Here is a 16,907-nt window from a genome sequence, read left to right as displayed (position 1 = left end):
AATACTGCAATAAACAAAAAAGCCCCTCAAAATTGGGACTTTTTCAGTACATTTAAGAAAAAACTTTTAATGTCAATTGAATAGCAATTATCGTCACAAGTTTAAGCAACATGATGCCCAGCACTAAGCCTTTGAAGGTTGCATGAGAGAAAGCACTCTTCAAATAAAATGAATTCATCGCATTACTGAACATAGTCCCATTGGGATGAACAGCATGCATTGACTCGGCTACAAACTTGGAAACTAACAAATGACCACCGCTAAATCAGCTCGCTTAATGATTCACATCAATTAATCGAGTTATAAAAAATCTGGATTTAAGCCATAAGCATATTTACATATACTTTTGAGCGAATGTCTAAACTGCATATAAATTTCAAAGACTGTAACAAGCCAGCGCTATAACGCGACTATCTGCGCCCCGATCCTTGCTAATCAAGAAGCGTGCGTTGAGATGCGTACCAAGCTGTTGTATTTTTTTTAGCCTAGTCGTTGCGTGAGTTAAGTTCATTTTCATGGTCGCAATGGTAATCGCCAATCCTTGTTTCATGAACTGCTTGTTGATGAGCGGTAAACTCATGTAAAGCTCCTTATACCTCGTGTATTTCTCCACTTCTGCATAAAAATCTTTTTGTAAAAGTATTTATTATGCAGCCACTACTTTTCCTAACGTGAGTATGGAGAAATCATACCTGCGTAAAAAAGTCGGTATTATGCAGAAATTTAAACTTTTGTGTATGTTTTTCATTAAAACTTTATATGAAAATTGGTTATTTTTTATATAAAGTCATCCGTTTTGTACTGTTTTTAAACATATTCTACCTTTTTTCTAATTGAATATTTTTCGCTCACCCAAGCTTAATCTTTGTTTTTTTATAATCGACAAACTCGCACTATTTTGTGCATTTAAGTCAAAAGTGGCATATTCGAATTATAATTAATCAGCCATTATGTCTAAACGAATCGCATCATCATACATGTAAGGATATCTCTTTTCTAATATTTTTTGCTTATAAATGCAGCAACTTCAAGATGTGAAATGAAGCATCAAAACGTATTGGATTTTAGAGAATAAGATCAGGAGTAATCATGAGTTTGGAACAAGTCCATCTTGTTGACGAGGCTATCACCTCTCGACATTCTGTACGTGCCTTTTTAGACACTCCAGTACCACAGCAAATCATTAAAGATATTTTAACAGTCGCAAGTCGCGCTCCTTCCGGAACAAATACTCAACCGTGGAAAGTGTATGTTGTGACGGGGCAAAAACGTGATGAAATGGTAGAGCGTGTCTGTGCAGCACAGATTGAGATTTCCAAAAATCCTGAACTTGCAGAACAATATAAAGAAACTTTTGCCTATTACCCTGAAAAATGGGTTTCACCTTTTATTGACCGTCGCCGTGAAAATGGATGGGGACTCTACGGTCTATTGGACATTAAAAAGGGCGAAAGAGAAAAAATGGCTGCTCAACAGTTACGTAATTTCAAACTGTTTGATGCACCAGTTGGACTTTTCTTTACAGTCAATAAAGCAATGGGAATTGGTTCAAAAATGGATATCGCAATGATGATCCAGAATGTCATGGTAGCTGCTAAGGCCCGCGGTTTAGATACATGTCCACAGGCAGCTTGGAACCATTTCCACCCGATAGTTTTAGATATTTTAGGGGCCGCAGACGATGAAGATCTAGTATGTGCGATTGCATTAGGTCATGCAGATCCCGCACATATTGTAAATACCTTTATTACTCCTAGAGAACCTGTAGAGAATTTTGCAGTCTTTCTAGATTAAAAGTTTATGTAAACCTCTCTTAAATTATGAGAGAGGTTTGCTTTTTGCCTGCTGCGTCGCTTTTAAAACAACAATGAAGCCACTTAAAGTAAATAGCACCATCATTATCCCCATATTGAGTGATGCAGACCAAACAAGAAAGTTAAGAAGCAAGCCACCTAATAATCCACAAGCAAATTGCATACTGCCCATAATTGCACTTGCTGTTCCAGCACGAGCACCTTGCTTAGACATTGCAAGTGCCATAGCATTTGGACCTGTTAATCCAATTCCTGAAATCGCTAAAAATAGTCCTAACATTACAAGCCATAAAGGTGCCATAGGGATTAAACCAGCAATTAATACAATGCTTGCCCCAGTTACTTGTACCATTGAACCTGCTTTTAAACGCTTGGTAATTTCAACACGTGTTGTTAAATGCTTGTTTAACGATGACATCAGCATAATGCCAAAAGCATTGAGACCAAATACATAAGCAAACTCTTGCTGATTTAGGCCATATTGGTCCATAAAAACAGCTGGAGCAGAACTGATATAACAGAATAACGCTGCACCTGTTAAGCATCCTGCGAACATAGGTAAACGGAAACTCGCATCTTTGAAAATAGCACCATATAAGGTAGCCACTTGATATAAAGATAGTTTAAGTCTTTTATCAATTGCCAAAGTTTCTTTGAAAAAGAAATGTACACATAGCCAGCATATCGCGCCCACAATTGAAAGCATAATGAAAATCGCTTGCCAGGGAAACCAGATTAGAATCCAAGCTCCAATCATAGGTGCCAAAATAGGTGCTAAACCCATCACGATCATCATGCTAGAAAAAGCTTGAGCCGAGCCTTGAACATCCAATCTATCACGTATAGCGGCACGAGCCATGACCACACCAACACAACCACCTAAAGCTTGTAAAATACGCGCTGCAATCAGACCCCATTCATTTTTAGCAAGCACGCACAATAAACTTGCAACAGCATAAAGTGCGAGACCAAAATAAAGCGGTTTCTTTCTTCCAATACGGTCGCTTAATGGGCCATACACCAACTGCCCAATGGCTAGACCAAAAAAGTAAGCTGGTAGTGTATTTGCCACCATTTGCGTACTTACCCCAAAGTCGTGAGCCATTTGAGGCAACGCAGGTAAGTACATATCAATAGATAAAGGCCCTAAGGCCGTGAGTAACGCGAGCAACATAATCCAGCCAATAGAATATTGACGCTGGGCTGTTTGTTCAGACATAACGATATTTCATTTTTCACTCATTTGCATACAGACAAGCTTACACTGTCTATCGTATGATTTGTGCAACATTGATGTAGAAATACACAAATCCTTTATCACTCAGGTTGATCAGCAAGGACTTCATTTGAAATCTTGGTTTAAACGCCTAAAAAGAGCGACTTATAACACATCATTTATGTATAACGTGCGGATGCTGATTGCCTTTTCAGGAACTGCTTTCGTGCCTTATTTTCTAGGCCATCAACTAGCAACTATTCCTCTCACATTAGGTGTGGTCGCAGCTGGTTTAAGCGATATTGATGATCGCTTTTCAGTGCGTATCATGAATTTGATTTATACCTATATTGGTTTCTTCATTACCGCAGCTTCCGTACAATTACTTTTCCCTTATCCAATGCTTTTTGCACTAGGACTGATCGCCTCTTGTATTGGCTGGATTTTACTTGGCTCATTAGGCCGTCGCTACGCAACAATTTCTTACGGATGTCTGGTTGTTTCGGTTTATACCATGCTAGGAGTCCATTTATTTGACCAGTGGTATATACAGCCAGCGCTTTTGGTCGTAGGTGCAGCATGGTACGGTCTTATTGCAACAATTAGCTTTTTATTGTTTCCAGTGCGACAGCTTCAAGACAAACTGGCAGCTTCTTATGGCTCACTAGGCGATTTTCTATTTGCCAAGTCTAATTTGTTTGATGTTGATATGACTCCTGCGAGTTATCAGCAGAGCATGATTGATCTGTCATTAGAAAATGGCAAATTGATAACAATTTTTAATGATCTCAAAACTGCCCTTTTAACCCGTTTAAAGGGTGACCGTGGACAAAAAGATACTCGTCGTAGCCTACATTATTACTTTGTCGCACAAGACATTCATGAACGAGCGGACTCTGCCCATATCGACTATCAAAAGTTAGCAAAGATTTTTGAGCACAGTGATATTTTATTTAGATTTCAGCGCATTTTGGCAATTCAGGGTAAAGCTTGCCAAGAATTAAATGAATGTATTTTACAACGTAAACCATATATCCATAACAAACGCTTTAAGCAGAGTTTTGAGAACTTACGCTTATCTTTAGTAAAACTAAGAAATGATCAACAATATGACTTACTCTGGGTCAACGCACTTTTTGCCTTATACCGAAATTTAAAGTCGATTGACTCACAACTACTGAACTTAGAAACGGAACAACATATTCAGTCTGACAAAGTGAAGCAGGCTGAGAATCAACTCAAAGATGATGATTTAAAAGGTTGGAATGATATTGTTGTTCGAATCAAACAAAATCTAACACCCGAATCTGTACTGTTCCGTCATGCCATTCGAGTATCGATTGTTCTTTTCATCGGATATGTATTTATTCAAACCACTCGAATCGAATATGGCTACTGGATTATGTTGACTGCGTTATTTGTTAGCCAACCTAACTTTAACGCGACCAAGCGTCGCTTACGTTTACGTATAGTTGGAACATTAGTCGGAATTATTGTCGGCCTTAGCGTGGTATTTCTGGTACCTTCTGTCGAAGGACAATTAGTTATGCTGGTCTTAAGCGGCGTACTATTTTTCGAGTTACGTAGTAAGCAATATGCCCAAGCAACCGCGTTCATCACAATTTTGGCATTAATTAACTTTAACTTAGATGGCTCAGCAGTCGCTGCGGCTATTCCTAGATTTGTAGATACTTTAATTGGATGTGCATTGGCGTGGTTTGGTGTCACCTTCATTTGGCCTGACTGGAAATTCCGACGCCTACCCCGCAGCATTCAACGTTCCTTACAAGCACAATGTAATTATTTAGCGGAAGTGGTAAAGCAATATCATGAAGGACATAACCATGCACTCAATTATCGTATTGTTCGCCGTGCCGCCCATAACACCGATGCTGAGGTCGCTTCACTAATTTCAACTTTAGCCACTGAGCCAGATTTTGACCCTACCCGCAAGTCAGATATATTTGAATTTTTATGTCTCAATCATACATTTTTAAGTTATATCGCAGCACTTGGAGCACATCGGGAAAAGATTCAAGATCAAGCAGTTCTTAAAGTTCTAGATCAAGCGTTAGACGATATACAAGGTGCATTATTAAGAGACGAAATGCCTGATTTGACAGCACAGAATATGCTTAAAACAATACGTCAACGTTTAAGCCAAAATGATGAGGAAGACCAAAAGTCACTCATTATTTTACAGCAGTTATCACTGATGCTCAGTGTTTTAAATCGATTTAGTATGTTGAAACAACGACTAAGTCATGATCAAGATAATGATGCCAGCGAACTTGCTTCATTATAAAATTGACTCGGAATTTAGTATGAAATTGGCATAATATCCTTTCCTGACTTATGCCAATTAATGCTAAACTTAAAACAGTTTACAATTTGTTATTTGCACTATGACCGCGAAAACTTTATATGCTTATACGCTTCAGCCTGTTCCTTACGAGGTAACAGAAGCTGAACAACGTAATGCACAGCTTCTTATCTGGCGCAGCACCAATAAAATCAGCACAAAAATCTGGGCAATTATGGGCGTAATTTTAGCCCTTGCGATTTTAGGTCTTATTTTTATTAAGAACTACTCTACAGTGATTTGCTGGGTTGCCATTGTTGGTGTAGTACTTTATTACCTTGGCCGTAAATATGGCTTGGAATGGTATGTTAAGCGTAAGATGAATGAGTTTCCTGTACAGGAAATCAAGGGCATTCGTTTAGGTGTACAACCGCACGGTATCGTAATGCGCCAGCAAATGGGCTTACAAGAAGGTGTTGGAACGATTGGATGGAAAAACATCTATGAATGGTACAACACTCCTGACTTCATTTTAGTTAACTTTAAAGTGAAAGATCCTAAAGGCCAAGAACAACAAGGTGCATATATCTTGCCTAAACGTATGGATACTAAAAACTTTTCTTTTAATACAATTCGTAAGCATTTGAAAGAAACTGTAGGTGAGCCAAAAACTCTCTAATTTCCTCTCAATAAAAAAGTCTCCTGCCTCGGAGGCTTTTTTATTATTCTAAAAATAAATGATAATGAAAATTAATATTATCTAGAAAATCCATATTATCTACTCAATCTTCGGCTATAATTGGTTACAAGATCTCCATCATGTTTACATTTTTCGACCATGTTTAAAAAGTTTTTATTTCAAATTCATTGGTTTCTGGGTATTAGTGCTGGCCTCATCTTATCAATTATGGGAGTTACAGGCGCGATCTTTTCTTATGACCAACAAATTTTAAAATGGGTAAATACAGATAGTTATGTTGTGCAAGCAGAAAGCTCACCCAAGCTTACCCCTGCTCAGCTTTATCAACATTTCACAACCACCCAGCCTGAAATTAAAATTAATAGCATTACCATAGCCAAAGACCCTACCGCCTCATCTGTTGTAAACATTGAAAAAGAAGGCGAACGTCGTGGCTACAATATGATGGTCAACCCTTACACAGCACAAGTACTGCCTGATGTTAAAGGTCGTGAGTTACTTTTATTCATACAACAAATTCACCGTAACTTAACTGCTGGAGAATTCGGTAAGCAAATTACTGGTGCTTGTGCCCTCATGCTCATTTATTTTGTATTGAGCGGATTATATTTACGTTGGCCAAAGAAACACTCTGCACGTCAATGGCTTGCTGTAAAACCCAAACTTAAAGGTCGAAATTTTATTTGGGATTTACATGCTGTTGTAGGCACATGGGTAATTGTTTTTTATCTTCTTTTTGCATGTACAGGTTTATATTGGTCATATGACTGGTGGCGTAGCGGTATGTTCAAAGTATTAGGTGTAGAACAACCCAAAATGCAAGGACATGGTGGAGCTGGACGTAATAAAGACAAATCCTCTACTGAAGCTAAATTAGATAACGCTCAACTGATTACTGCCCTCAACCAGACCTGGAGCGGCTTTAATAATAAAATCGGACGCGACTATTCAACTCTAACACTGAACCTACCGAAAAAAGACGATGGAAAAGTTGAATTAAGTTTTGTAGATGCAACACCACAACACGAGCGTGCACGCAACCAAGCTGTCTATAACTATAAAACTACCAATATTGAAAAGATGGAGCTTTATGAAGATAAAAAGCTTAATCAAAAAATCATGAGCAGCATGTTGCCTGTACATCGTGGCAGCTTCTTTGGGCCAGTTTATCAATTTGTAGCAATGCTTGCGTCTTTAGCAATGCCTTTGTTCTTTATTACTGGATGGATGCTTTATCTAAAGCGCCGTAAACAGAAAAAACTAACCCAAGCAGCTCGCCAATCTTTAGCTGGCCACTACATCGACCAAAATGCTAAACCTTGGTTAATTACTTATGCTAGCCAAACTGGTGTGGCAGAACAACTCGCGTGGAGTACCGCAACCAGCTTACAAGAAGCACATCAACCTGTGCAGGTTAAATCTATACAAGAGTTAACTGAAGCTGATTTACAACAGTACGAACAGATTCTTTTTGTGATTAGTACTTATGGTACTGGAGAAGCACCAGACTTAGCTTCTAGTTTTGCTAAAAAGCTATTAAAAACGAAATTAGAACTTCAACATCTTAACTATGCCGTTTTAGCTTTAGGCTCGAAAGAATACCCCGACACTTATTGTAGTTTTGGTCACACAGTAGCTATATGGCTTAAAAATAATGGAGCAAAAGCCTATTTTGAGACGATAGAAGTAGATAATGCAAATCCTACGCATATTCAAAACTGGAATCAGGCTCTTGCAAAAGCAACTAAACTAGATTTGCATGCTGTTAATCTTGAAAAAGTATTTGATCGTTGGACATTACAGCAACGTGACTTGCTCAACCCTAATAGTCTAGGTCAACCTGCTTATAATATTGAGCTGACTGCCAAACATGAAGCTGTATGGCAAGCAGGAGATATTGCTGAAATACAACCGGGAAATAGTCCTGAACGTATTAATGCATTCTTACAGGAGCATCATATACTTAAAAATGCACTTGTAGACTCACTACAAATCTCTATTGAGAAAGCACTTTGGAATAAAGACTTAACCGGCGAAATTGAACCATTTGCTAATCTGGAACATTTATTAGAACAGCTCCCTACTCTACCAACGCGAGAGTACTCGATTGCGAGCATTCCTTCTCAACAAGTCCTTCGTTTAGTTGTTCGCCAGCAGTCCGATGAATCTGGCGATTTAGGTTTAGGATCTGGCTGGCTAACTCGACACACAGAAATTAATCAGAGTATTGCACTGCGTATTCGTACCAATGAATCTTTCCATTTAATTGATGATAATCGTCCAATTATTTGTATGGGTAATGGAACAGGAATCGCAGGTTTAATGAGTTTGCTTCATACTCGAACTCGTCATAACTATACTGAAAACTGGCTAATTTTCGGTGAACGCCAACGTGCTCATGATTTCTTCTATGCATCAACCATTGAAGCTTGGCAAACAATGGGAATGTTAAAACGACTTGATTTAGCCTTTTCACGTGATCAAGAACAATGTGTGTACGTTCAAGACTTAATAAGACAAAATGCTGAAGAATTGGTCAGCTGGGTTCAACGAGGTGCCGTTCTTTATGTATGCGGAAGTATTAAAGGAATGGCTAGCGGAGTCGATCAAGCACTCATTGATATTTTGGGTGAAGAACAAGTCGATGAGCTAAGACAACAAGGTCGTTATCGCCGCGATGTTTATTAAATATTAATAAATAATAAAGCCGAGTAATAGCTAAAATGCTTTACTCGGCTTTTTATTGCAATCAGCATTGAATTCAGAATGATTTTGCATACACTGTCTGCAATTTAAATTGCAGCTTTAAACACAATGCAAGTCAGTAAGTGGATTCGGATTTTCTTAGCCATCATTGGTTCGATTTTATTTTTAGACGGCTTATTTCTAGCTTTTCTAAATAAAATTCATGTAGGCACCATTGTTCCTTTAGTCTTAGGGGCATTTTTTTGCCTCTATGCATTATTTTATTATCATCTGGAACGTTTTTTCTTTTACCACTATCGCCTGCATTCAGTTTGGCGTTTTGGGTGGTTATGCTTCTGGATCTGGCTCATTGGCTTAGGCTATTTCTTTAATTTTATTAAAAACAATAAAGATACAGGCCAAAACATTCCAGCAGTGAAAGCAATTATTGTTTTAGGAAGTGGTGTCGAAAATGGACAGCCTTCTGCCATACTTGCAAAACGCCTCGATACAGCAGCCCCTGTCGCCCTTTCACAACCTCAAGCAAAAGTTGTTTTAACAGGTGGTTTAGATTTTTCAGAAAAAGAAACCGAAGCATTAGTCATGTCTCGCTACTTGGAACAACGTTTTCATATAGCAAAAGAACGAATGATTCTTGAAGACAAAAGTACAAGTACTGAGCTTAACCTTAGAAACAGCAAACCATTACTTGAGCAAGCTCATATTAGTATTGATCAACCAATTGCCATTGTTACAAGTGACTTCCACACCCCACGAGCTGCAGCAATTGCAAAGAAACAAGGCTACACCCATGTTTATACAGTTGCTGCCGAAACTCCCTTGGTCACTCGCTATAATGCTTGGCTACGTGAATACTTTGCGTATGCGAGTGGTTGGATTCTAAACGAGTATTAATATTAAAAAAAAGCTGCTAGTTCTTTAAGATATAGCAGCTTTAAACAACTTAAAGATACTATTTTGATTTAATGGTTAAATTCAGAGCTTAGAAAGGAGAAATTTGACTAAAAATAAAGTAGGGAAATAAAAACTAGAATGATAAAAACAAAAAAACACTAAATAAATTAGTGTATATATTTTTTAACTTTAAAAAATATGGTGGGCGCTGACGGGATCGAACCGCCGACATTCTGCTTGTAAGGCAGACGCTCTACCAACTGAGCTAAGCGCCCTGATTAAAAAGACAACTATGTAGCCTTTTTAGATTACATCCTCTAGATCAGGGAATCAAGAGAATGGCGCAGCGGACGGGGCTCGAACCCGCGACCCCCGGCGTGACAGGCCGGTATTCTAACCAACTGAACTACCGCTGCACTTGCAATACTTTAAATAAATAAAGTATGGTCACAAATTATGGTGGGCGCTGACGGGATCGAACCGCCGACATTCTGCTTGTAAGGCAGACGCTCTACCAACTGAGCTAAGCGCCCTGCAAAAGCGTTTTATAAAAGTGGCGCAGCGGACGGGGCTCGAACCCGCGACCCCCGGCGTGACAGGCCGGTATTCTAACCAACTGAACTACCGCTGCACTTTCACAATATCGCAATTGTGGGGTAAACGATGTTAAGTCTTAAGTGGCGCAGCGGACGGGGCTCGAACCCGCGACCCCCGGCGTGACAGGCCGGTATTCTAACCAACTGAACTACCGCTGCACTTGAGAGCTTAACGTAAAGGCTTGGTGGGCGCTGACGGGATCGAACCGCCGACATTCTGCTTGTAAGGCAGACGCTCTACCAACTGAGCTAAGCGCCCTTAACGTCTTCATCGTTTGTGAGGTGCATTATAGAGAATCTTTAACAGGTGTCAAACGCTTTTCGACAACTTTTCAAAAAAATGCGAATGAATGATTAAAAATAAGTCATTATTAAGTAAAAAACAATTTTTTGTATTTTATTTAAGCACTTATTTTAATATTTTGATCATTCGACGAATAAAACACGAATATTTAAAATCATAATTTAGGTTAAAGATTGTTCAGACAAGTAAACAAGAGCATCTTCAGGGACTAAATCAAACAATTCAATGATTTCTTCATTACGCATTCGAATACATCCATGCGACATTGGAATACCCATTGGTTCTTTATCCGGTGTCCCATGAATATAAATATAACGTTGCATGGTGTCGTGGCCTTCCCCTTTATTAAAGCCTTCTTCTAAACCATCTAACCAAAGAATCCGTGACAATATCCAATCTCGCTCTGGGAATTGTGCGGCAAGTTCACTGCTATAAACTTCACCTGTTGGGTTACGTGCAATAAAAACTGCATTCTTAGGCGCTTGCATACCAAATTTTTTGGCAACCCGATGCCATCCACGTGGAGTTTTCCCAGTATTTTCTTGTTCCCCTATTCCATTCTTACCTGTAGAAACTACATAAAACTTATTATGCTTAGGAAGGTTTAAAGTTTGGTTTGCTAAATCGATAAGAATATCTGCATCTTCAAGTTTAAATTGGGACATGGAATTTCTTCTCTTATGTGAACTCAACTCTATTTTGAGCTTTAATAAAATGAAATGGGAAATTTGTCGGGTGTCATGAATAAAAGATTATCAATCTTCTTTTATCTACGCGCAGTTTCACTGCTTGTCTTGCGCCAAAAATATAAGATTATCAATCTTCTTTTATCTACGCGCAGCTTCACTGCTTGTCTTGCGCCAAAAATAAAAGATTATCAATCTTCTTTTATCTACGCGCAGTTTCACTGCTTGTCTTGCGCCAAAATTAAAAGATTATCAATCTTCTTTTATCTACGCGCAGTTTCACTGCTTGTCTTGAGCCAAAATTAAAAGATTATCAATCTTTTAATTTTGGCTCAGGGCGTAGCCATAACCAAATTGCAACAACGAGCATGGTAGTATCAGTGAAAACTTTCACCCAAAATGGCGCAGTGGTAAACAGCATTAAAATACCGCTTAAGGTCATCATAATACTGGCAATCCATTTCGCTTTACGTGGTACTGTGCCATTTGCTCGCCAGTCACGTAGAGTTGACCCATATTTCGGGTGATTTAACAACCATGCATCCATCTGAGGCCATCCTTTTGAAGCAGCCCAAGCAGCCAGAATAAGAAACACTGTTGTCGGCATGCCCGGTAAAATTGCTCCAATAATACCAAGCGTGATAAAAATCACGACCAAAGTTCGCCAAAACAATGTTCGCATATATAAACCTTAAGCTATTGTTGATCGTAGTATAAAGTGTTTTTCTGGTATTGTTTTGTTGATCAACCATGAAATTGGGATGAATTATTTCGAGTACTAAACGTATGAATATTGCCTCAGTTAAAACATCCTATTTTGAACCATGGTTACAGTTTAATCACCCAATGGTAAGACAATTAGCATTTACCATTGCTAGCCCTAATTTACTTTGCCATCTTCCTCAAAGTCTCGCTATTCAGCATAGCTTTCAACTTCATTCTGATCTGACTTGGAGACAGCATTTTCAAAACTATCTACCACGTTTGCAACAACTAGATGAGTCTCCTGAACCTTTACTCCTGTTTATGTCTCGCCTTAAAAGCACGCGTTTAGGTTTACGTTTTGAGAACTTACTTTGGTTTTGGTTACAGGAAGACCAATATCATTCCTATCAATTATTAGGCCATAGTATTCAAAAAATTGAGGGGGCTAAGACGTTAGGTGAACTCGATTTTTTGGTTTTAAATAAAGAAACTCAACAAATTGAGCATTGGGAAGTTGCTCTAAAATATTATTTGGGCGAAGGACAATTAAATTTAGAACAATGGATTGGCCTAAATAGAGAAGATACTTTGAGTACAAAGCTTTATCACTTCACTGATAAGCAATTTCAATTTTCAGAAGCTTTAGATTTTAAAATTCAACAACGTTTTGCTGTTCTTAAAGGTCAGCTTTATCTACCACTCAATTTGGCTCAAGAGCAACCTATTCCGGACTGGATCAATTCAAACCGTCGTCTCGGATATTGGGGCACAAATATTCCTGACTCTAAATTTTATCGTCTAGAAAGACATGAATGGCTTTGCCCTAATAAACAGGTAAGCTCAAATACGGCTTATTGGTGGACTGATGGCTTATATTGCAAAAATAACGAAGTCACCCAGTTTTATATGTTCAGACATCCTTCACTATTAAGCCTAGGCCATGTTGGCAACGAAAAAATGCCACTTTACAAGTAGGTATAGACTTCTAGAAACAATTTATAACGTTTTTACTATTAAATAGTCATGTTTCTTTTTACGTTTGTTTTTTAATCTAAATTTACTTCATTATTAAATTTAAACGGAGAAAATGATGAAAAAAGTTTTAGTCGCGTCTGTAATGATTGCATTTGTATTAACTGGCTGTAATACGTTCAAGGGTTTTGGTAAAGATGTCTCTAAAGCTGGTGATGCTGTAAGTAATACCGCACAAAAAACTGAGAATAAAATGTAAGTTATGCACAGCTTCGAAAAACCTTATCACTTCGATAAGGTTTTTTTATTTTTAAATACCCAACCTTCAGAGATTCGCCTATTATATCGAACTATATTTCCCCTACTCAGCATGCAATTTCCGGTATGAACCACTCAGACACTCTCTCGCTTAGCTTAGAACTTTTACAACAGCCTTCTGTTACTCCTATTGACCATACTTGCCAAACCATTATGGCTGATCGCCTAGCGAAAGCTGGCTTTCATATTGAACCAATGCGTTTTGGGGATGTTGATAATTTATGGGCTCGTCGTGGAACTGAAGGACCTGTGTTTTGTTTTGCTGGACATACCGATGTTGTTCCAACAGGTCGTTTAGAAGCATGGAATTCAGACCCATTTGCACCAGAAATTCGTGATGGCAAATTATATGGCCGTGGTTCAGCTGATATGAAAACTGCCTTGGCTGCAATGGTGGTTGCATCTGAACGTTTTGTAGCAAAGCATCCAGACCACAAAGGTTCAATTGCTTTTTTAATTACTTCAGATGAAGAAGGCCCTGCTGTTAACGGTACAGTTAAAGTTATTGAAACGCTTGAAAAGCGCGATGAAAAAATTACTTGGTGTTTGGTTGGTGAGCCATCAAGTACAAGTAAATTAGGTGATATTGTTAAGAACGGCCGCCGAGGTTCTTTAAATGGCGTATTGCACGTTCACGGTAAACAAGGTCATGTGGCGTATCCTCACCTAGCGCGTAACCCAATTCATGAAGCTTCAGCGCCCTTAGCAGAGTTATGCCAAACTGTTTGGGACAATGGAAATGAATACTTTCCTGCAACTTCATTCCAAATTTCAAATATTCACTCAGGCACTGGTGCAACTAACGTTATTCCGGGTACTTTAGAAGTGACTTTCAACTTCCGTTACTCAACAGAAGTTACAGCTGAGCAGCTTAAGCAACGTGTGCATGAAATTTTAGATAAGCATGGTTTGCAATATGAGATTGACTGGAATTTATCTGGCCTGCCATTTTTGACACCAGTAGGTGAATTAGTTAACGCTGCTCAAACTGCTATTTTAAATGTAACTGGTACTGAGACTGAGCTATCTACTAGTGGTGGTACATCTGATGGGCGTTTCATTGCTCCAACAGGCGCACAAGTTTTAGAACTGGGTGTACTTAACGCTACTATTCATCAAATTAATGAACATGTAGATGTACACGATCTTGATCCTTTAACAGATATTTATGAGCAAATTTTAGAAAATTTACTAGCTTAAAATATTAAAAAAGTGATCTATATAAAAAGCACCTATATTAGGGTGCTTTTTATTATTTTCAGTTTTCATTATTCTGCTTTTAAGAACATGAAATAAGATTTTCATTTGTTAAATCAGATAGATGATTTTAGAATTGTTATAGAACCTCTTTTGAATGCTTATCTATCCACTGCAATATAGTTGGCCAAACCTCCTTAGCCGCATTTTGACTCAGTGCAATTCGACTATGAGAATAATTTTCTAAGTTATTATTAGCATAGCCAAACTCACAGAATAGATTGTTTTCATTTTCAAAGGCTTTTAAATATTTATAACAACCTTTAACAGGGGCAATAAATTTATCGCCACTCCCAGAGATAGAGTATATTGGAACTCTTATAGAACTCATAAATTCTTTATAATCAATATTTTTAAATTCACTGATAAAATTTTGCTTTAAATTCCAATTAAACCAAGGCCGCATCGTATAATAGGTTTCATTTAAACGACCTAGCTTAAATTTATTAGCAGGAATCTGACCTAGACCTTTAGTTACTAGTTTTGCAGAAAACAACCTAATAAAATCAAATGAGTTATTTATAGCGCCAAATGCTTGGCAAGCAACCAAAGTAATACTTTTAACATTTTTCAAATATTCTGGATAATTAATCAAGAACATTGTTAAGCATAAACCTCCACCACTATGCGTTACGCAGTGTAAAGAAGTTATATTAAAATGATTATAAATATAGTGAAATGCTGCCTTGTATTCATATAATGCAATGGTTTCAAAATTGAAGGGAAGATCTGTTTTGGGACTCGTACCATGCCCCCGCCATTCTAAAATAAAGCAGATATAGCCTTCTCTTGCCAAATAATCTGCAATCCCCATACAAACAGTTTTATCTGAAAATGCCCCATGAGATAAAAAAATGGCTTGCTTCTTCACCATAGGATTATCTTTTTTATAAATTCCCCATAAGGCAAATTCACAATCATCATCCGTTTTTAAAATATGCAGCTCTTTATGAATTGACATTTATTTTTCTACTATTGCAATGATTTTATTCTCGGTTGACTTAATAATGACTGAATAAGCGGAGTATAAAACTCACCCTCATTAATTAGTTTAATATATTCATCACCGTACTCTACCCAGCCTTCTTCAACTAATGCATCCCAAATAAGCTTATAATCAAGTTTAATATCACTGTTAAAAATTTTCTCGTACTTTTTAGTGCTAATTTTCATTTCTTGCAATGCTTGAAATATCCAAATTAACTTCACATCTTCTGTATCATGAATAAACATGCATTCAACAGGAAGTTTATTCAAAGATATTGCATTGTAGTATTCGGTTAGATTTCGATGGTTCATTGCAGAGACAGATTTAATGCTTGATGAGTTTGGTTGCAATCTCATATTAACGGCTGCATAACCTATCCCACTCATTGTGGTCATTTTACTTTGCCCATCGGTATCTAAGCAGTCTCTAAGGTTATCTTCATATAAATATTTCTCTGAAATTAATAGGTTATTATCTTCTTTTTCCCAATCATATACCGTCTTTTGTTTATAGCCTCTGCTAATTAAAAATTGTTTTGCAATGTTATACATTTCAATTTTCTTCTCAATAGATGGCGTATTTTGCTTTTGTTTTGTCGCAAAGTCAGAACGGCCAGCGATATTAAGCTCATAGTGAGTAATATGTTTTATTCCTGATTGAACAATACTTTCCAAGTCTCCTAACATTGCTTCAACTGTTTGATTTGGCCAACCATAAATCAAATCGACGTTACAAGATAAAGAATATTTATGAAATAGCTCAATTGCATCAAAAACCTGCTTTCTTGTTTGTTTGCGGCCACTTGTAGCAATTAGTTCATCATTAACCTGTTGCACTCCCATACTGACACGATTAAAACCAGCATCCTTAATTGCTCTTATTTTATCTTCATTGAAAAGTTGAGGAATACCTTCTAATGTCATTTCTATAGGGCTAGATATACCAGCATCGGGAAAAATAGAAGATACAACTTTAGTCAGTTTCATATAATCATTAGGCTGAAGTAAATTAGGTGTACCTCCTCCTACATATAAACTTTCAAGCTTAGCTCCCTGATAAAACTCTTTATATAAATGCGCTTCCTTACTTAAAAAATCCAGATAATAGTCCATCTCCTTCTTACCTTTATAATCTTGTGTAGGGAAAAGACAAAATCCACAATGAGGAGGATTAGTAGGAATACAATATGGAATACCTAAGTATAAGTTTATGGACTTATATTGAGCATCTGTACGCAGTAGTAAGTGATTATTTTCTTCTTCATTTAAATCTGTTTTCCACATTTTAGGTGAAGGATGAGTATGTAGAACCTTATTTGATAGATGTCGTACTTTATTTTTTTGTATGAAGGTTTTAATTGCAGCAATATCCATAGTAAATATATTTATCACTTTATATTAAAAAATATATTGTATTTAAATATAATATTTCATGCAATTGATTTAGCTT

At 37.5% G+C, this 16,907-nt stretch carries 15 protein-coding genes and 6 tRNA genes; 8 read left to right on the top strand and 13 right to left on the bottom strand.

What is annotated here, in order from left to right; translation table 11 throughout:
* Positions 1-52: 52 nt before the first annotated feature.
* Positions 53-193, bottom strand: a complete 141-nt coding sequence (locus I8T81_RS03555; RefSeq protein WP_077162500.1) for a hypothetical protein — start codon at positions 191-193, stop codon at positions 53-55.
* Positions 194-376: 183 nt separating this feature from the next.
* A complete protein-coding gene (locus I8T81_RS03550; RefSeq protein ID WP_198072129.1) occupies positions 377-580 on the bottom strand; it encodes a hypothetical protein in 204 nt (67 codons plus the stop codon).
* A gap of 509 nt (positions 581-1,089) precedes the next feature.
* Here I8T81_RS03550 and I8T81_RS03545 point away from each other — a divergent pair.
* Entirely contained in the window at positions 1,090-1,794 is a 705-nt protein-coding gene (locus I8T81_RS03545; protein WP_019457237.1) for a nitroreductase, read from the top strand.
* Between the two features lie 24 nt (positions 1,795-1,818).
* Here I8T81_RS03545 and I8T81_RS03540 read toward each other — a convergent pair whose 3' ends face one another.
* Positions 1,819-3,033 carry a multidrug effflux MFS transporter gene (locus I8T81_RS03540; RefSeq protein ID WP_198072128.1) on the bottom strand — a complete coding sequence of 405 codons (1,215 nt, stop codon included), beginning with the start codon at positions 3,031-3,033 and terminating at the stop codon, positions 1,819-1,821.
* Between the two features lie 127 nt (positions 3,034-3,160).
* Here I8T81_RS03540 and yccS point away from each other — a divergent pair, with 127 nt between their 5' ends.
* From yccS to I8T81_RS03520, 4 genes are all read left to right on the top strand, one after another.
* Positions 3,161-5,335 (top strand): YccS family putative transporter, encoded by a 2,175-nt coding sequence (yccS, locus tag I8T81_RS03535; RefSeq protein ID WP_198072127.1) that lies wholly within the window; start codon positions 3,161-3,163, stop codon positions 5,333-5,335.
* A 100-nt stretch (positions 5,336-5,435) separates the two neighbouring features.
* Positions 5,436-6,011: an SdpI family protein gene (locus tag I8T81_RS03530; protein ID WP_004705789.1), complete on the top strand. Its 576-nt coding sequence runs from the start codon at positions 5,436-5,438 to the stop codon at positions 6,009-6,011.
* A gap of 159 nt (positions 6,012-6,170) precedes the next feature.
* Entirely contained in the window at positions 6,171-8,720 is a 2,550-nt protein-coding gene (locus I8T81_RS03525) for a PepSY domain-containing protein (RefSeq protein ID WP_198072126.1), read from the top strand.
* 126 nt (positions 8,721-8,846) lie between these two features.
* Entirely contained in the window at positions 8,847-9,632 is a 786-nt protein-coding gene (locus tag I8T81_RS03520; protein ID WP_077162444.1) for a YdcF family protein, read from the top strand.
* Positions 9,633-9,831: 199 nt separating this feature from the next.
* Here I8T81_RS03520 and I8T81_RS03515 read toward each other — a convergent pair.
* The 8 genes from I8T81_RS03515 to I8T81_RS03480 all read right to left on the bottom strand — a co-directional run bounded on the left by I8T81_RS03515 (position 9,832) and on the right by I8T81_RS03480 (position 11,900).
* Positions 9,832-9,907, bottom strand: a tRNA-Val gene (locus I8T81_RS03515).
* A gap of 64 nt (positions 9,908-9,971) precedes the next feature.
* Positions 9,972-10,048: transfer RNA gene (locus tag I8T81_RS03510), tRNA-Asp, on the bottom strand.
* 41 nt (positions 10,049-10,089) lie between these two features.
* Positions 10,090-10,165: transfer RNA gene (locus I8T81_RS03505), tRNA-Val, on the bottom strand.
* Positions 10,166-10,186: 21 nt separating this feature from the next.
* Positions 10,187-10,263: transfer RNA gene (locus tag I8T81_RS03500), tRNA-Asp, on the bottom strand.
* A gap of 47 nt (positions 10,264-10,310) precedes the next feature.
* Positions 10,311-10,387 (bottom strand) — tRNA-Asp (locus tag I8T81_RS03495).
* Positions 10,388-10,411: 24 nt separating this feature from the next.
* Positions 10,412-10,487 (bottom strand) — tRNA-Val (locus I8T81_RS03490).
* Positions 10,488-10,693: 206 nt separating this feature from the next.
* Positions 10,694-11,197, bottom strand: a complete 504-nt coding sequence (elsL, locus tag I8T81_RS03485) for a cell wall-recycling L,D-carboxypeptidase ElsL (protein ID WP_068936422.1) — start codon at positions 11,195-11,197, stop codon at positions 10,694-10,696.
* Positions 11,198-11,531: 334 nt separating this feature from the next.
* Positions 11,532-11,900, bottom strand: coding sequence for a YbaN family protein (locus I8T81_RS03480; protein WP_198072125.1), 369 nt, complete (start codon positions 11,898-11,900; stop codon positions 11,532-11,534).
* Positions 11,901-12,004: 104 nt separating this feature from the next.
* Between I8T81_RS03480 and I8T81_RS03475 the strand changes: the two genes are divergently transcribed.
* From I8T81_RS03475 to dapE, 3 genes are all read left to right on the top strand, one after another.
* Positions 12,005-12,898, top strand: coding sequence for a DUF1853 family protein (locus I8T81_RS03475; protein WP_174742102.1), 894 nt, complete (start codon positions 12,005-12,007; stop codon positions 12,896-12,898).
* Between the two features lie 112 nt (positions 12,899-13,010).
* Positions 13,011-13,154 (top strand): entericidin A/B family lipoprotein, encoded by a 144-nt coding sequence (locus I8T81_RS03470; protein ID WP_002051109.1) that lies wholly within the window; start codon positions 13,011-13,013, stop codon positions 13,152-13,154.
* A 125-nt stretch (positions 13,155-13,279) separates the two neighbouring features.
* Positions 13,280-14,413, top strand: coding sequence for a succinyl-diaminopimelate desuccinylase (dapE, locus tag I8T81_RS03465; RefSeq protein WP_004705781.1), 1,134 nt, complete (start codon positions 13,280-13,282; stop codon positions 14,411-14,413).
* 136 nt (positions 14,414-14,549) lie between these two features.
* On the opposite strand, the gene I8T81_RS03460 is transcribed toward dapE, so the two are convergent.
* Together I8T81_RS03460 and I8T81_RS03455 are read right to left on the bottom strand one after the other, a co-directional pair.
* On the bottom strand, positions 14,550-15,431 hold the full coding sequence (locus tag I8T81_RS03460; RefSeq protein WP_198072124.1) for an alpha/beta fold hydrolase: 882 nt from the start codon (positions 15,429-15,431) through the stop codon (positions 14,550-14,552).
* 11 nt (positions 15,432-15,442) lie between these two features.
* Positions 15,443-16,831 carry a coproporphyrinogen-III oxidase family protein gene (locus I8T81_RS03455; protein ID WP_198072123.1) on the bottom strand — a complete coding sequence of 463 codons (1,389 nt, stop codon included), beginning with the start codon at positions 16,829-16,831 and terminating at the stop codon, positions 15,443-15,445.
* Positions 16,832-16,907: the final 76 nt, after the last annotated feature.

This window comes from Acinetobacter seifertii (assembly GCF_016064815.1).
GTDB lineage: Bacteria > Pseudomonadota > Gammaproteobacteria > Pseudomonadales > Moraxellaceae > Acinetobacter > Acinetobacter seifertii.
Note: the sequence above shows the minus strand (reverse complement) of the source record. Positions and strands in the feature narration are given on the sequence as shown.

Coding starts and splice junctions, on each gene's coding strand:
- I8T81_RS03520 (WP_077162444.1), top strand. CDS start 8,847: ATGCAAGTCAGTAAGTGGATTCGGATTTTCTTAGCCATCATTGGTTCG.
- I8T81_RS03530 (WP_004705789.1), top strand. CDS start 5,436: ATGACCGCGAAAACTTTATATGCTTATACGCTTCAGCCTGTTCCTTAC.
- I8T81_RS03550 (WP_198072129.1), bottom strand. CDS start 580: ATGAGTTTACCGCTCATCAACAAGCAGTTCATGAAACAAGGATTGGCG.
- elsL (WP_068936422.1), bottom strand. CDS start 11,197: ATGTCCCAATTTAAACTTGAAGATGCAGATATTCTTATCGATTTAGCA.
- I8T81_RS03475 (WP_174742102.1), top strand. CDS start 12,005: ATGAATATTGCCTCAGTTAAAACATCCTATTTTGAACCATGGTTACAG.
- I8T81_RS03460 (WP_198072124.1), bottom strand. CDS start 15,431: ATGTCAATTCATAAAGAGCTGCATATTTTAAAAACGGATGATGATTGT.
- I8T81_RS03555 (WP_077162500.1), bottom strand. CDS start 193: ATGTTCAGTAATGCGATGAATTCATTTTATTTGAAGAGTGCTTTCTCT.
- I8T81_RS03470 (WP_002051109.1), top strand. CDS start 13,011: ATGATGAAAAAAGTTTTAGTCGCGTCTGTAATGATTGCATTTGTATTA.
- I8T81_RS03540 (WP_198072128.1), bottom strand. CDS start 3,033: ATGTCTGAACAAACAGCCCAGCGTCAATATTCTATTGGCTGGATTATG.
- I8T81_RS03455 (WP_198072123.1), bottom strand. CDS start 16,831: ATGGATATTGCTGCAATTAAAACCTTCATACAAAAAAATAAAGTACGA.
- I8T81_RS03525 (WP_198072126.1), top strand. CDS start 6,171: ATGTTTAAAAAGTTTTTATTTCAAATTCATTGGTTTCTGGGTATTAGT.
- I8T81_RS03545 (WP_019457237.1), top strand. CDS start 1,090: ATGAGTTTGGAACAAGTCCATCTTGTTGACGAGGCTATCACCTCTCGA.
- dapE (WP_004705781.1), top strand. CDS start 13,280: ATGAACCACTCAGACACTCTCTCGCTTAGCTTAGAACTTTTACAACAG.
- I8T81_RS03480 (WP_198072125.1), bottom strand. CDS start 11,900: ATGCGAACATTGTTTTGGCGAACTTTGGTCGTGATTTTTATCACGCTT.